At 72.4% G+C, this 15,455-nt stretch carries 11 protein-coding genes; 8 read left to right on the plus strand and 3 right to left on the minus strand.

Annotated elements, in window-relative coordinates:
- Window positions 1–12: 12 nt before the first annotated feature.
- Complete coding sequence (gene denD, locus AC3IF1_RS20135; protein WP_489219057.1) at window positions 13–990, plus strand: D-erythronate dehydrogenase; 978 nt, start codon at window positions 13–15, stop codon at window positions 988–990.
- Between the two features lie 4 nt (window positions 991–994).
- On the opposite strand, the gene AC3IF1_RS20140 is transcribed toward denD, so the two are convergent.
- Window positions 995–1,396 (minus strand): type II toxin-antitoxin system VapC family toxin, encoded by a 402-nt coding sequence (locus tag AC3IF1_RS20140; RefSeq protein ID WP_243972345.1) that lies wholly within the window; start codon window positions 1,394–1,396, stop codon window positions 995–997.
- Window positions 1,396–1,632 (minus strand): type II toxin-antitoxin system VapB family antitoxin, encoded by a 237-nt coding sequence (locus AC3IF1_RS20145; protein WP_243939712.1) that lies wholly within the window; start codon window positions 1,630–1,632, stop codon window positions 1,396–1,398. The genes AC3IF1_RS20140 and AC3IF1_RS20145 overlap by 1 nt, the downstream gene beginning before the upstream one ends.
- 83 nt (window positions 1,633–1,715) lie before the next feature.
- Between AC3IF1_RS20145 and recQ the strand changes: the two genes are divergently transcribed.
- From recQ to rlmN, 7 genes are all read left to right on the plus strand, one after another.
- A complete protein-coding gene (gene recQ / locus AC3IF1_RS20150; protein WP_243972343.1) occupies window positions 1,716–3,557 on the plus strand; it encodes a DNA helicase RecQ in 1,842 nt (613 codons plus the stop codon).
- Between the two features lie 186 nt (window positions 3,558–3,743).
- Window positions 3,744–4,901 carry a hydrolase gene (locus AC3IF1_RS20155; protein ID WP_489220424.1) on the plus strand — a complete coding sequence of 386 codons (1,158 nt, stop codon included), beginning with the start codon at window positions 3,744–3,746 and terminating at the stop codon, window positions 4,899–4,901.
- A 198-nt stretch (window positions 4,902–5,099) separates the two neighbouring features.
- Window positions 5,100–7,325 carry a phosphoribosylformylglycinamidine synthase subunit PurL gene (gene purL / locus AC3IF1_RS20160; RefSeq protein WP_489219058.1) on the plus strand — a complete coding sequence of 742 codons (2,226 nt, stop codon included), beginning with the start codon at window positions 5,100–5,102 and terminating at the stop codon, window positions 7,323–7,325.
- A 24-nt stretch (window positions 7,326–7,349) separates the two neighbouring features.
- Complete coding sequence (locus AC3IF1_RS20165) at window positions 7,350–7,586, plus strand: BolA family protein (RefSeq protein ID WP_243972339.1); 237 nt, start codon at window positions 7,350–7,352, stop codon at window positions 7,584–7,586.
- Window positions 7,587–7,609: 23 nt separating this feature from the next.
- Complete coding sequence (locus tag AC3IF1_RS20170) at window positions 7,610–8,107, plus strand: DUF29 domain-containing protein (RefSeq protein WP_243972338.1); 498 nt, start codon at window positions 7,610–7,612, stop codon at window positions 8,105–8,107.
- Window positions 8,108–8,149: 42 nt separating this feature from the next.
- The gene (grxD, locus tag AC3IF1_RS20175) at window positions 8,150–8,488 is read left to right on the plus strand and encodes a Grx4 family monothiol glutaredoxin (RefSeq protein WP_243972336.1); all 339 of its coding nucleotides are present in this window, start codon (window positions 8,150–8,152) and stop codon (window positions 8,486–8,488) included.
- Window positions 8,489–8,654: 166 nt separating this feature from the next.
- Window positions 8,655–9,929, plus strand: coding sequence for a dual-specificity RNA methyltransferase RlmN (gene rlmN / locus AC3IF1_RS20180; protein ID WP_489219059.1), 1,275 nt, complete (start codon window positions 8,655–8,657; stop codon window positions 9,927–9,929).
- A 132-nt stretch (window positions 9,930–10,061) separates the two neighbouring features.
- Here the strand turns inward: rlmN and AC3IF1_RS20185 are convergent, their stop codons facing one another.
- Entirely contained in the window at window positions 10,062–15,347 is a 5,286-nt protein-coding gene (locus AC3IF1_RS20185; protein WP_489219060.1) for an alpha-2-macroglobulin family protein, read from the minus strand.
- Window positions 15,348–15,455 lie beyond the last annotated feature (108 nt).

Genomic DNA, 15,455 nt, shown 5'->3' on the forward strand with positions numbered 1-15,455 from the left:
CGGAGGAATTGCATGCACGCCCTGATTCTCGGCGCCGCCGGCATGATCGGCCGCCGCCTCGTGGACGCCCTGGTGAAGGACGGCCGGGTCGGTGGCCAGCCGCTCACCGCCCTCACCTTGCTCGACGTGGTGCCGCCCGCCGCACCGGAGGGGTTCTCCGGCCCGGTCCGGGCCGAGGCCGCGGATCTCACCGCCCCCGGCGCCGCCGATTCCGCCATCGCCGGGCGCCCGGAGGTGATCTTCCACCTCGCCGCGGTGGTCTCGGGCGAGGCCGAAGCGAATCTCGAACTCGGCTACCGGGTCAATCTCGACGGCACCCGCCTGCTCCTCGACGCGATCCGCCACGCCAACGCGGCGGACGGCTACCGGCCGAAGCTCGTCTTCACCTCCTCGCTCGCCGTGTTCGGACCGCCCTTCCCCAAGGTGATCCCGGACGACTTCATCCTGCGCCCGGCCTCGTCCTACGGCGTCCAGAAGGCCATGGGCGAATCGATGCTCGCCGACTACGCCCGGCGCGGCTTCCTCGACGGGATCGGCCTGCGCCTGCCGACCATCTGCGTGCGCCCGGGCAAGCCCAACAGGGCGGCCTCGGGCTTCTTCTCGGGGATCATCCGCGAGCCGCTGGCTGGCCAGGAGGCGATCCTGCCGGTCCCCGACACGGTGCAGCACTGGTTCGCCAGCCCCGATGCCGCCGTGGGCTTCCTGATCCACGCGGCCGGGCTCGACCTTGCGGCGATCGGCCCGCGGATCAGCCTGACCATGCCGGGCGTCTCGGCGACGGTGGCCGAGGAGATCGAGGCCCTGCGGCGGGCGGCGGGTGACAGGGCCGTGGCGCTGATCCGGCGCGAGCCCGACGCCACCATCGCGCGGATCGTCGGCTCCTGGCCGGAGGCGTTCGAGCCGGAGGCGGCCCTCGCCCTCGGCTTCCGGGCGGACGCCTCCTTCGACGCGATCGTGGCGCAGCACGTTGCGGCATTCCACGCCGGGTGAGGCGTTACGTCAGGGCGGAGCGGATATCGGTCCGCGGGAAATCGTCGCCGACGAACAGCAGGGGCACGCCGTGGACCTGCGCGCAGGCATAGGCGAAGCAGTCGCCGAGGTTCAGGCGGGCGGGGTGGCGGCCCTTGCCGAAACGGGCATGGGCGGTGAGGGCGAGGGCGGATTCCGCCGCCGAAATCGGCACGACTCGCAGACCTGCGATACGGATGAACGCGGCGACCTCCGTCTCGGCGTCTGCCACGGAGATCGCCTTCTTGCGCGCCACCGCGACCACCGTCTCGAAGACGGCGATGCCCGATGTCAGCGGCGTCATCGCGCCATCGAGGCAGTCCAGCAGGACGGCACGTTCCGGCTCGGCCGTCAGGATCGCCACGAGAGCCGAGGCGTCGACGAACATCACTCGTCGTTCAGGCTGTCGTAGAACGCCTTGTCGGCCTCCAGGCCCGTGCGCGGTACGGCATCCATCTTGTCGAGCAAGGGTTTCAGGCGTTCCGCGAGCGGCACGCGTCGGCTGCGCCGCGCGATCTCGTTTTCGAGCGCGATTCGCACCGCTTCGGTCTTGCTCACGCCGGCCCGCGATGCCAGCGTCTCGGCCAATTGGTTGACCTCTTCGCTGCGGATGTTGAGCGGCACGACAGCCTCCGTGTAGACGCAGGGAGGCTAGTGCCTACACACCAGAGCCGCAAGCGCGGCGCGTACCCCGAACAAGGATCCCGATGACCCGCCTCGACGAGGCCCGCGCCGCGCTGAAGAAGACGTTCGGCTACGAGGATTTCCGGCCCGGGCAGGACGAGGTGATCGGCGCGGTGCTGGACGGCGACGATGTCTTCGCCGTGATGCCTACGGGCTCGGGCAAGTCGATGACCTATCAGCTCCCGGCGCTCATCGATTCGGGGCTGACCGTGGTGGTGTCGCCGCTGATCGCCCTGATGCACGATCAGGTGCAGCAGATGCGCAGCGTCGGCGTCGAGGCCGCCACCCTCAACTCGACGGTGACGGAGGCGGAGTCGCGCGAGACCTGGCGCAGCCTGCGGTCGGGGGAGCTGCGCCTCCTGTTCGTTTCCCCCGAGCGCCTGCTGATGGAGGGGTGCATCGAGGCCCTGCGCGGGGCCGGGGTCCGGCGCCTTGCGGTGGACGAGGCCCACTGCGTCTCGCAATGGGGCCACGATTTCCGGCCCGAGTACCGGGAGATCGCCCGGGCCCGGACCGCGCTCGGCGACATCCAGACCCTGGCGCTCACCGCCACGGCCGACGCGGCCACCCGGACGGAGATCGCCGAGCGGCTGTTCCCGCAGGGCCGGCCGCCGAAGATCTTCGTCCATTCCTTCGACCGGCCGAACATCCGGCTGACCTTCCAGCCCAAGGACAACCCGGCCCGCCAGATCGAGCGCTTCCTGAAGCACCGCCGGGCGGAGAGCGGGATCATCTACTGCTCCTCGCGCAAGCGCGTCGAGCAGCTCGCCGAGACCCTCAGGAAGGACGGGTTCGACGCCCTGCCCTACCATGCCGGCCTCGACCAGGGGACGCGGATGCGGAACCAGGACCGGTTCCTCCAGGAGGACGGGGTGGTGATGACCGCCACGATCGCCTTCGGCATGGGCATCAACAAGCCGGACGTGCGCTTCGTCTGCCACGCCGACATGCCCAACAACGTCGAGGGCTACTATCAGGAGATCGGCCGCGCCGGCCGCGACGGACTGCCCGCCGACACGCTCACCCTCTACGGCCTGGACGACATGGCGCTCCGCCGCCGCCAGATCGACGAGAAGGAGATCTCCGACGAGCGCCGCCGGGTCGAGCGGCGCAAGCTCGAGGCGATGATCACCCTGTGCGAGGGCGCGACCTGCCGGCGTCAGTCGCTCCTCGCCTATTTCGGCGAGACGAGCGGCGCCTGCGGCCGCTGCGACCTGTGCCGTGGCGGCGTCACCCTGGTGGACGGGACGGTCCCGGCGCAGAAGATCCTCTCGGCCATCGTCCGCACCGGCCAGCGCTTCGGCGCGGCCTATATCTGCGACGTGGTCCACGGGAAGGAGAGCGAGCCGATCCGCCGCAACGGACATGCGAGCCTGAAGACCTTCGGGGTCGGTGCCGACAAGCCGGTGGCGGCCTGGCGGGCGATCCTGCGCCAGCTCTTCGCCGCCGGGGCCATCGCCGAGAATGCCGACGGCTACGGCGGCCTGTCGATGACCGAGAAGGGCGAGGCGATCCTGTACGGGCGGGAGCCGGTCCAGCTCCGCCCGGATCCGGAGCCGAAGGCCGAATCGCGCGAGCGCCGCCGGGCCGCGCCGCGCGAGGATGGCGAGAGCACCCTCTCCGAGGCCGACGAGGCCCTGTTCCAGCACCTGCGCGGGCTGCGCGCCACGCTGGCCCGGGCCGAGGGCATCGCGGCCTTCATGGTCTTCCCCGACCGGACGCTCATCGAGATGGCCCGTCAGAAGCCCGTCGACCTCTGGGCCCTGCGCGCGGTCCACGGGGTCGGCGAGCGCAAGCGCGAGGCCTACGGCGAACGGTTCGTGACGGCGGTCGCCGAGTTCCTGGCCCAGCCGCCGGCGGCGTAGGTCCGGCTCGGAGGACGATCGCCCTCGGCGCGCCGGGCCGGTTCGTGTAGGCAGGGCGCCCGCCTCTCAACCGAATCGATCGGACCCGTCATCTCGATAGAAGTGCCCGTCGCCGAGGCCCCGCGCCCCGGCGAAACCGCGGCCCCGTCGGTCGCGCGCGATCCGCGGACGCTGACCTCCCGCATCGTGTTCTACCTGCCGGGCTTCGACCCGCGCGAACCCGAGACCTATTGGGGCCTGTTCCGCCGCGAGGCCCGTCTCACCGCGGCGCGCCGCGGCGCCGCCATCGCGGTGGGCGATCCGGTCCGTTCGGCGGACGGGATCGCGCTCGCCTGGACGGTGCGGGCGCGCGGCGTCTCCACCCGCTACGTCCTCCTGCGCTGGGACGACGTCGTCCGCGCGCGCTTCCCGCAATCCGGCTGGGCGCGGCTGACGGGCGTCCCGGTGCTGCTCTGGCGGCTGTGGCGGTCGGGTTACATGGCCGACCTGCGCCGGAACGGCTGGCGCTTCTTCACGGTGATCTACGGCGTCCACGCCATCTACGGCGCGCTCGTCCTGCTGAGCCTCGGCGCGGCCTGGGGCCTCGCGACCCTGGCGCCGGCCGCGCTCCAGCCCTGGCCGCTCCTGGCGGTGCCGCCCCTCGCCTTCGCGATCCTGGCGGGGCTGATGCGGGCGACCCGCGGCAAGCCCTTCTACGTCGCGCACCTCGTGGACGACACCGCCTTCACCCACGCCTACGCGGCCGGTGCGGCGCCCGAGATCGCCCCCCGGCTCGACGCCTTCGCGGCGCGCATCAGGGCCGCGGAGCATGAGGCCGACGAGGTGGTGGTGGTCGGCCATTCCTCGTCGAGCTTCCTCGGCATCGAGGTGCTGGACCGGGTGCTCGCCCGCGCGCCCGGCTTCGGCCGCGGCGGGACGCCGGTCACCTTCGTGAGCATGGGCAGCGTCATCCCGTGGCTCGGCCTCGACCCGGCCGCCCAGGGATTCCGGGATGCGCTCCTGCGCTTCGGGCGGGCGGCGCAGGTCCGCTGGCTCGACCTGCGCGCGCCCTGGGACTGGCTGTCGATCCATCAGGGCCACCCGCTCGCAGCCTGCGGCCTCGTCCCCCCCGATCCCGGGCGCCCGGCCGTGCTCGGGGTGATGATCAGCGATCTCATCACCGGCGCCGACGTCCGCCGGCGCCAGTGGAACCTGTTCCAGATGCACTTCCAGCTGCTCATGGCGAGCCAGAGCGGCAGCGGGTTCGACTATCTCGATCTGGTGACGGGACCGGAGCCAGTGCATGCCCTCGCGGCCCGATGCCGGGGGCACGATCCGGGCACGGACGGCGGAGCCGAGCTCTGACCGCAGGGGGCCGAGACGCGCCCCGGACAACCCCGCCCGGCCGTGGCGATCCACCCCCGTCCGGCCTCGATCGGCCCCGGGATGTTGCCAGCGCGGGCGCTTCCGCTCTAGAGCCGGGGCAGCCTGGATCCCCGCCCGGTTCGGGCTCGCCGCGGCACGCGTCTCCCGGGACGGGCCGCTTCCTGCCGAGACCGCCGCATGTTCCGCAACGACGTTCCCATCACCCCCGAGCTCGTGGCCCAGCATGGACTGACGCCGGACGAGTACGCGCGCTTCCGCGGCCTGATCGGGCGCGATCCGACGCTGACCGAACTCGGCATCGTCTCGGCGATGTGGAACGAGCACTGTTCATACAAGTCCTCCCGCAAGCATCTGCGCGGGCTGCCGACCTCGGGCCCACACGTGATCCAGGGGCCGGGCGAGAACGCGGGCGTCATCGACATCGGCGACGGGCTGGCCTGCGTCTTCAAGATGGAGAGCCACAACCACCCGAGCTACATCGAGCCCTACCAGGGCGCGGCGACCGGCGTCGGCGGCATCCTGCGCGACGTGTTCACCATGGGCGCGCGGCCGATCGCGGCCCTCAACGCCCTGCGCTTCGGCTCCCCCGACCATCCGCGCACCCGCGCCCTCGTCTCCGGGGTCGTGGCGGGGGTCGGCGGCTACGGCAACTCCTTCGGCGTGCCCACCGTCGGCGGCCTGACCGGCTTCCACCGGCGCTACGACGGCAACATCCTGGTCAACGCCATGGCGGTGGGCCTCGCCCGCACCGACGGGATCTTCTACGCGGCCGCCGCCGGAATCGGGAACCCGATCGTCTATCTCGGCTCCAAGACCGGCCGCGACGGCATCCACGGCGCCACCATGGCGTCGGCCGAGTTCGACGAGGCCACCGAATCGAAGCGCCCGACCGTGCAGGTCGGCGATCCCTTCGCCGAGAAGCTGCTGCTGGAGGCCTGCCTGGAGCTGATGGCCTCGGGGGCGGTCATCGCCATCCAGGACATGGGCGCGGCGGGGCTCACCTGCTCTGCGGTGGAGATGGGCGCCAAGGGCGACCTCGGCGTCGAACTCGACATCGACAAGGTGCCGGCTCGCGAGGAGGGCATGACCCCCTACGAGATGATGCTGTCTGAGAGCCAGGAGCGGATGCTCATGGTGCTCAAGCCCGGCATGGAGGCGCAGGCCGAGGCGATCTTCGTGAAGTGGGGCCTCGATTTCGCGGTGATCGGCCGGACCACCGACACGCTGCGCTTCGTGGTCAAGTGGCACGGGGAGACCGTGGCCGACCTGCCGATCAAGGAACTCGGCGACGAGGCGCCGCTCTACGACCGGCCGCATCTCGCGAACACCCACCTGCCGGTGCTCGCGGCCTCCGAGGTCCCGGCCCCGGCCTCGCTGACCGACGCGCTGAAGCGCCTCGTCGGCTCGCCCGACCTGGCGTCCAAGCGCTGGGTGTTCGAGCAGTACGACCACTTCATCCTGGGCAACACCGTGCAGAAGCCCGGGGGCGACGCCGCCATCGTGCGGGTCGAGGACGGGCCGAAGGGCCTCGCGCTGACCTGTGACGTCACCCCGCGCTACTGCGAGGCCGACCCGGTCGAGGGCGGCCGGCAGGCCGTGGCCGAGGCCTGGCGCAATATCACCGCGGTCGGCGCCCGCCCGCTCGCCATCACCGACAATCTGAATTTCGGCAACCCGGAGAAGCCCGAGGTGATGGGCCAGCTCGTCGGCTGCCTCCAGGGGATCGGCGAGGCCTGCCGGGCGCTCGACTTCCCGGTCGTGTCCGGGAACGTCTCCCTCTACAACGAGACCAACGGCGTCGGCATCCTGCCGACCCCGACCATCGGCGGCGTCGGCGTGCTCGACGACGTGGCGCGCCACGCGACGATCGCCCTCAAGCGGGAGGGCGACGTGCTGGTGCTGATCGGGGCGAGCGAGGGCTGGCTCGGCCAGTCCGCGTATCTCTCGGTGATCGAAGGCCGCGAGGAGGGCGCGCCGCCGCCGGTGGATCTGGCGCTCGAGCGCCGCAACGGCGATTTCGTGCGCGGGCTGATCCAGGCGGGCACCGTCGACACGGTCCACGATCTCTCGGATGGCGGCCTCGCGGTGGCGCTCGCCGAGATGGCGATGGCGGGTGGCCTCGGCGCGGCGCTGCCCGACGTGCCGGTGGATCTGGCAGTCCACGCCTACCTGTTCGGCGAGGACCAGGGCCGCTACCTGCTGGCTGTGAAGCCGGAGGCCGCCAGCGACCTCCTCGCCGCCGCCGCGGCCCAGGGTGTCGAGGCGGCTTCCGTGGGCGTCACCGGCTCCGACCGTTTGACCCTGCCGGGCGGCGAGACCATATCGCTGGCCGACCTCACCGCGGCGCATGAGGGCTGGCTGCCCGCCTACATGGCGAGCCAGCCCGCGGCTCCGGCGTCCTGAACCCCCGACCCAAGGAATTTCCCGATGCCGATGGATGCGGGCGAGATCGAGCGCATGATCCGCGAGGCCCTGCCGGACGCGCAGGTCGAGATCCGCGACCTCGCGGGCGACGGCGACCACTACGCCGCCACCGTCCTGTCGTCGGCCTTCAAGGGCAAGACCCGGGTCGCCCAGCACCAGATGGTCTACGGCGCCCTCCAGGGCCGGATGGGCGGGGTGCTCCACGCCCTTGCGCTGACCACGGGCGTCCCGCAGGATTGAGCTGACCCGCGGGATCGCCCCCCATGGATGACCGGCCGAGCCTCTACGACGACGATATCGTGACCTGGGCCGAGGAGCAGGCGGCGGCTCTGCGCGCCCTCGGAACCCGAGGCGATCTGTCGAATGCACTCGATTGGGAGAACGTCGCCGAGGAGATCGAAAGCGTGGGGCGATCCCATTTGCGGGCGGTCGAGGGACTGCTGATCCAGACGCTCGCCCACCTCCTGAAGCGCGCCTCCGCGCCCCTCGCCCCATCAAGCTTGCATTGGAGGGAAGAGATCGCGACATTTCAGATCACGGCCTGGAATGCCTACGAGGCGTCTATGCGGCAGAGGTTGAACTGGCCCAGGATCTGGAAATCCGCGGTGACGACCGCGGAGGCTGGTCTCGGTGCCTATGGGAATCAGCTTCTTCCGGGGTTGCCGGAGGCGTGCCCGATCGTGCCCGAGGACCTTCTGTCGGACCATTTCGATATCGATCGTGCGCTGCGAACGATCGCCGCCTCGGTTGCGCGCCGCTGATTGAGACCGCACATACGAGACCGTAGAACTGAGGATAGAGTGATGACCGACGCCAACACGACCATCCAGAACGAGATCACCTCCCAGGACGTGGTGGTGTTCATGAAGGGCACGCCGCAGATGCCGCAATGCGGCTTCTCGGGGCAGGTGGTGCAGATCCTCAATTACCTCGGCGTGCCGTTCAAGGGCGTGAACGTGCTGGCCGATCAGGAAATCCGCGAGGGCATCAAGGCCTTCTCGAACTGGCCGACCATCCCGCAGATCTACGTGAAGGGCGAGTTCGTCGGCGGCTGCGACATCACCCGGGAGATGTTCCAGTCCGGCGAGCTGCAGACCTTCCTGGCCGAGAAGGGTGTTCCGGTGAAGACCGCAGCCGCCTGAGTTTATCGGGACTTCGCGAGACGGATCGGGGCGCCTGCGGGCGCCCTTTTGCGTGCCCGGCTGCCATCGCGCCCGGTCGGGTCACCCGCGGGCCGGGCGCATTCGCGTTCGCCGGTGCGATCGCGTATACCGAAGTCTTTCCCATCGCACGGATTGTTTGAACGCCATGGCGACGCCGTCGCTCGACAGCGCCCGCGCGGCCGAGGCCGCGATCGAGAAGGCCCCCGACCTCCAGCCGGAGGCGCTGCCCGGCCGGCGGCCATCCCTGGTCGGCCTCACCCGCGATGCCCTGAAGGCGCAGCTCGTCGGCATGGGCGTGCCCGAGCGCGAGAGCCGGATGCGCGCCGGCCAGATCTGGCACTGGGTCAATTTCCGCGGGGCGAGCGACTTCGCCGCCATGACCAATGTCGGCAAGGCCCTGAAGGCGCAGCTCGCCGAGCACTTCACCCTGGAGCGCCCGGAGGTAGCGAGCCGTCAGGTCTCCCGCGACGGCACCCGCAAGTGGCTGCTGCGCATGGCGCCGACCAACCCGCAGGAGCACAACCGCGGCGCCGAGATCGAGTGCGTCTACATCCCGGGCCCGGACCGGGGCACGCTCTGCGTGTCGAGCCAGGTCGGCTGCACCCTCACCTGCTCGTTCTGCCACACCGGCACGCAGCGCCTCGTGCGCAACCTCTCGGCCGCCGAGATCGTGCAGCAGCTCGTCACCGCCCGGGACGAGCTCGGCGACTGGCCCGGCCAGATGCCGAGCCGCGACGCGGGCGGGGCCGGCGAGGTCGGCCGGCTCGTGACCAACGTCGTGTTCATGGGCATGGGCGAGCCCCTGTACAACCTCGACGCCGTGGTCGACGCGGTGGCGGTGATGTCGGATCAGGAGGGGCTCGGCCTGTCCCGGCGTCGGATCACGGTCTCGACCTCCGGGGTGGTGCCGCAGATCCCCCGCCTCGGCGAGGCGGCCAACGCCATGCTGGCGATCTCGCTCCACGCGGTGCGCGACGACCTGCGCGACGAGCTGGTGCCGCTCAACCGGAAGTATCCGATCGCCGAACTGCTCCAGGCCTGCCGGACCTATCCGGGGCTGAGCAACGCCCGCCGGATCACCTTCGAGTACGTGATGCTGAAGGGCGTCAACGATTCCGACGCGGATGCCCGGGAGCTGGTCCGCCTGCTCAAGGGCATCCCGGCCAAGATCAACCTGATCCCGTTCAACCCCTGGCCGGGCAGCCGCTACGAATGCTCCGACTGGGACCGGATCGAGCGCTTCTCCGAGATCGTGTTCAACGCCGGCTACGCCTCGCCGGTGCGCACGCCCCGGGGCCGGGACATCCTGGCGGCCTGCGGCCAGCTCAAGAGCGAGACCGAGAAGCTGCGCGCCCGCGCCCGGCTGATGCAGGAGGAGGGTCTCGGCGTGGAGAGCTTCTACGCCGGCGCCGACGACTGAACCGGTCACGGTTTCGCAAGGTCGAGACCTTTCGTGGGTGCAGGGCTCCGCCCGAGACCCCCCCCGGCCAAACGGCACGCCCTCTGGAAACCCGGACGGGCGCGGCGGCCCCGGAGCGGGGGCTTGCGCGCCCTACTTCACCGCCCCGACCGTCACGCTCCCCGAGGCAGTCCGGCCGAACCGTGCCGGGCGGTACATGTCCTCCACGGTGGCCCCCGGATGCACGTAGGTCCCGGGTGAGACCGCCCGGACCGTGTAGGCCACGGTGAAGAAGGCCGATTGGCCCGGATCGCGGTCGTAGGCCGCGACGAACCGGTCGTCGCGGAACTCGGTGTGGACCGGCTGCACGTCGGACTTGGCGAAGGCCAGCCCCTGGAGCGCGTCGGCGTCGAGCAGCTTCGGATTGTCGATCTCCAGGCCGGCCGGCAGGGGATCGACCAGCAGGAGGCGCGCGGCCTCCGCCTTGGCCTCGGTGACCTTGAGCACCACCACGAGCCGGTCGTTCTGGCGCAGGCCGCCCGCCGGATCGACGGGGCTGCCGTCGAGGCGGTGGAAGCTCCGCTCGATCGTGTAGCCCTGCGCCGCCGCCGGCTCCGGCGCCAGGGGGCTGCCGTTGACGGTCACGGCGACCTGCACGGGGCCGCGGCCGGTATTGACCAGCTGCACGCCCCGATCGCCCAGGCCCGCCTCCCGGTAGACCCGGGCGAGCGTCCCGGTCTGGGGTGCGCCGTCCAGGGTGAACGACAGGGCACCGCCCTCGTTGGACAGGCTCTCGGCGGCGAGCACCAGCCAGGCATTCTCCTGCGTGCTCGTCACCCGCTCGGCCTGCTGCTCCTCGCCGAGCACCGCCACCACCGGGCCCAGGGCCGCCTGGGTGAGCCCGCTCTCGGCCGCCAGGGTGATCAGCCCGGCCCCATCGCGCAGGCGGGAGCCGTAATCGGTGCGGTACAGGCCCCTGTCCCGTTCGCCGCGCAGCACGGCGAGGGCCGAATCCATCGCCCGGGCGGCCCGGCCCCGGTCGCCGAGCAGCGCCAGGGCGGCGGCGAGCTGCGCCCGTCCCAGCGCCGACGAGAAGGCGGCGAGCTTGGTGTCGGCGAGGTAGCGCAGGTCGCCCATCACCGGCCGGCCGTTCCGGGCGAGCACATAGGCCGCGTAGGCGAGGTCGGCGCCGCCGTTGCGCACCTCGGTGGCGTTGGCCACGGCGTTGCGCAGGTAGTCGAGGGCCTGCGCGAACGCCTTCTGCGGCACCGGGACGTTGCGCTCCCGGGCGCGGGTGAGGAAATCGGTCACGTAGGCGTCGAGCCACAGGTCGCCCGACCCCTGCGCCGACCACAGGCCGAAATCGCCGCTCGAATCCTGGCGGGCGAGGAGCCGCTCGACCGACTCGAGCACCCGCTCGTCCGCGCCCGCGTCGAGGGCGAGCTTCTCCAGGGCGGCGAGCTTGTTGACGTAGAGCAGCGGCATCGCCCGGCTCACCACCTGCTCGGAACAGCCGTAGGGATAGCGGTCGAGCGCCCGGAGCAGGGCCGCGACGTCGACCCCCGTCAGGGGCGTAGCCGAGAGGGAGACGCTGCCGGTCCCGGGCTGCAGGTCGGCGAGGAGGTCCGGCGTCAGCGTCAGACCCGCCCCGGGGGCGAGGCTGCGCACCGAGCGGCGCAGCAGGGCGCCGGTCCCCGGGGAGATCCCGAGGGCGAAGCTCTGGCTCAGCGGCGCGGTCAGCCCGGGGCCCGACAGGGCGAGGTCGAGCCGGACGGTGCCCGGGCCGGCGGCGGTGAGCGGGATCGCGAACTGGCCCTTGGCCCCGGCCTCCAGCCGCAGCGTCTGCCGCAGGGCGCCGGCGCCGACCACGACCGGGCCCGCCGGGCTGAGATCGACCGTGTAGTCGCCCGCCTGCCCCTCGACGTTGTCGAGGGCCACGAACAGGCGCGTGCGGTCGCCGGTGTCGAGGAAGCGCGGCAGCGTCGCCGCGAGCACGACCGGATCGCGGATGATCACGTCGGCCTGGGCCTGCCCGACCCGGTCGCCGCTCCAGGCGGTGACCATCACGCGGCCGGTGCCGTTGAAGGCCGGGAGCGGGAAGGTGACGGTGGCCGCCCCGTCCGGCCCCACGGTCACGACGCCGGAATACAGGGCCAGCGGCGCCTGGGTCGGGGGCGAATCGGCGAGTTCGGCGCCGCCCGCGTCGCCGCCGGAGCGGATCGCCCCGGCCGAGCCCTGCATGCCGTCGATCAGGTAGCCGTAGAGGTCGCGGAATTCCGGCCCCAGCGCCCTCTGGCCGAGGAAGTACTGGGTCGGATCCGGCGCCGCGTAGCGGGTCAGGTTGAGGATGCCGACATCGACCAGGGCCACGGTGATCCGCGCCGGCTCGCCGGCCTTCAGCCCGGTGAGCTGGACCGGCAGGGTCAGATCCTGGCGCGGGCGTGCCCGCTCGGGTGCCGTCACGGCGACGCCGAGGCTGCGCCGCGCCCGGTCCACCGAGAACCACGCCAGCCCCAGCGCCCGGCCGGGCAGGCGCTTGGCCGCCTGGTCGAGGGGCCGGTAGGCGGTGGCCACCAGATAGGCGCCCGCACCCCATTCGGCCTTCACCGGCAGGCTGACCGTGGTGCCGCCCTCCGGCACGCCGACCTCCAGGGTCTCGTGCACCCGGTCGCTGACCACCATCAGGCTGGCCTGCCCCCTGAACTTCGGGCTCAGCCTGGCCCGCAGCGTGTCGCCGGCCGCGTAGGCGGGTTTGTTGAGGGTCAGGTCGAGGAGGTCGGGCGCGTCCGCCGTCTCCGAGCCGCCCCAGCCCACCTCGAAACCGAGGCTCGCGCCCGCCTCGGGGGCGCCCGGGGCCGAGACCTCCAGGCGGTAGCGGCCGAGGCTCACCGGGGCCTCGATCCGGCCCGGCGCGCCGGCCTTCAGGTCGACGGTGCCGTCGGCCACCCGCCGGGCCGTCTTGACCGCCTCGAACGACCAGCGCCCGTCCGCCCGGTACCATTGATAGGACTGGTCGATCCGCGACAGGGTCCAGCTCACCCCCGGCCGGGCAAGGAGCGCCCCCTCGGGCGTCGCGAGCACCACGTCGAACCCCGCGATCCCGCCGTCCTTGAGATCCGCGAAGCCCTTGCGCAGGGCCAGCACCGGATGATCCGGAAGGATCGGCAGGGTCAGGCTGCGCGACAGGGCCCGGCCGCCGGGCTCCCCCACCGCCAGGGTGAGCTTCGCCTCCAGGGCGCGCGGTGCGGCAATCACCGGCACCGGCACCGTCACGGCGGCGGCGCCCCGCGCGTCGGTGGTCGCGCGGTTCTGAAGCTCCTGCGTGACCGGCTCGACGGCCTCGTCGTCGAGGCCGATGGCATAGCCCTCAAGCCCCGCGATGCCGCTCGCCGCGGCGGCCTGGACCACGACGCTGCCCGACACGTCGAGATCCGCCCCCGGGGCGCCGTAGAGGTAGCGCGCGGCGACGTCGACCTGCGCCGCCTCGCCCCGGTGCAGGGCCGGCTGCCGGGGCTTCAGGCTCACCTCCAGCCGCTCGGGGACGTAATCCTCCACGAGGAAGCTGGTCTCGCCGATCGCGGGCGCCTTCGGGTCGGTGTAGCCGGTGACCCGCCAGGTGCCGTGCATGGAGCCCGACAGGAGCGGCAGCGGCAGCGCCCGGCCGCCGAGCCCCTGGTCGGGCACCGAGACGCGCCGGTACTCGACGCCGTCCGGCCGCTTCACCACCAGGGTCAGCGGCAGGTCCGGGACCGCCGCGCCGCGGGGGTCGCGCAGGAGGGCGGTGAGCTGGACGGTCTCGCCCGTCCGGTAGACCCCGCGCTCCGGGAACAGGTAGGCGTCGAGGCCGCCGGCCTCGGGCCGGCCCTTCACGCCGCGGTCGGTGAGGTCGAAGGCGCCGAGGTTGAGGTCGAGGAAGCCGTAATCGTCGCCCCGTTGGGCGACCACGAGGCTCGGCGCCGTCCCGCCCTCCCCGCGCGCCAGCCCCGGATCGAAGGCGGCGTGCCCCTGCGCGTCCGTCGTGCGCGTGCCCAGCACCTCGTTGTTGCGGGCGATCAGCCGGATCTCGGCGCCCGGCATGACCTGCGCGGAGGCGAGCGAGCGCAGGACCACGTGGACCCCGTCCCGGCCCTTGGTCGCGGTCAGCCCCAGATCCGAGACCACGAACCACTGGGTCGCCTGGGCGTCGTAGCCCGCGTCGTCCGACGCGGCCGTGCCGGTGGGCCGGGCCAGCATCACGTAGATCCCAGGCTCCAGCTTGCCCACGGCCTGCAGGACCGGGAAGGCGGTGACCGCCTCCTGGTTCAGCTCGGCCGTGGCGGTATCGAGGGTGCCCGTCCAGACGCGCACGCCCTTCTCGGACGCGATCGTCCGGGCGGTGGCGCCGCTGAGCTGACCGAGGAAATCCTCGGAGCGCAGGGTCGGCAGCAGGCCGCGGTCGCCGATGCGCAGCACCTCGACGTCGAGCTTGGCGGCGTTCACCGTGACCAGGGGCACCCCCGCCTGGCCCGTGCGCGGCAGGACGTAGTTGCGGCCGGTGAAGCGCACCTGCGGGGCGCGGTCGCGCACGTAGATCTCGTAGTCGGCGGCCTTGAGCAGGCTCTCGCCGATCGCCGAGGGCAGGCCCTGGCGCAGGACGATGGCGTAGCGACCGCCATGCCTGAGCCCGTCGACGCAGATCTGGGAGCCCTCCCCGGTCACCGCGGCCGCGCTGCTGCCCGACACGGCCACGAAGGGGGCGAAATCCGTCTTGGGCCTCACGGCTTCCGAGAAGGTGAAACAGGCGCGCGGGGCCGCCCCGTCGGCATCGACCGTGTAGGCGAGGATGCGGAAGCCGTGCGCGGCCCGCAGCGTCTCGTAGGTCGCGCGGACGGCACCGTCGTCGGCCAGCGCCAGGCTCGCCGCGTAGGCATCGAGGGCCGGGCGCCAGAGTTCCTGCTCGGCCTGCGTGGCGCCCAGCAGCGCCAGGGACGCCGCGGCGTCGCCGGCCGAAGCGGCGCGCTCGTAGGCTTGGTAGGCGGCGGCCGTCGCCCGATCGCGCAGGCGTGCCCGGCCCTGATCGTCGTTCTCGTCCAGCGTGGGGGCGGCCGCGGCGGCCGCGCGCGCGTAGGCCTGCCAGTTGCGCGGATCGGCCGGGTCGGCCGTCACCGCGGCGGCGAGCGGCGCGAGGGCCTCGTCCGGCTTGTCGGCGGCGAGCAGCGCCTGGCCGGCGGCGCGGGACTGGGCGGCCGGCCGGAGCGGACCGCCGGCCTCCCCCTTGAGTGCCGTCTCGAGGCGGATCGCCTCGCTGGCGAGGTCGGTCCGGACGAAGGTTTTGGAGAACGGCGCGGCGGCCGCCGGCCGCGGGGCGGTGCGGGCCGCCGGCGCGGTCTGGGCGAGGGCCGGTGCGGCGGCGCATCCGAGCAGAAGCAGGACACCCGCGAGCCGTCCGAGTCGCGCCATCAGCCTGTCCCCCGAGCCTGTCCCCGAAGTGTCGCCTCCCCGATGATTCGCTCCCGGGGCCGTCGCCCGGGAGCCTAGCACCGGCGGAGGGCGCCGCAACGCTTCGGG

This window comes from Methylobacterium sp. E-012 (genome assembly GCF_057836545.1).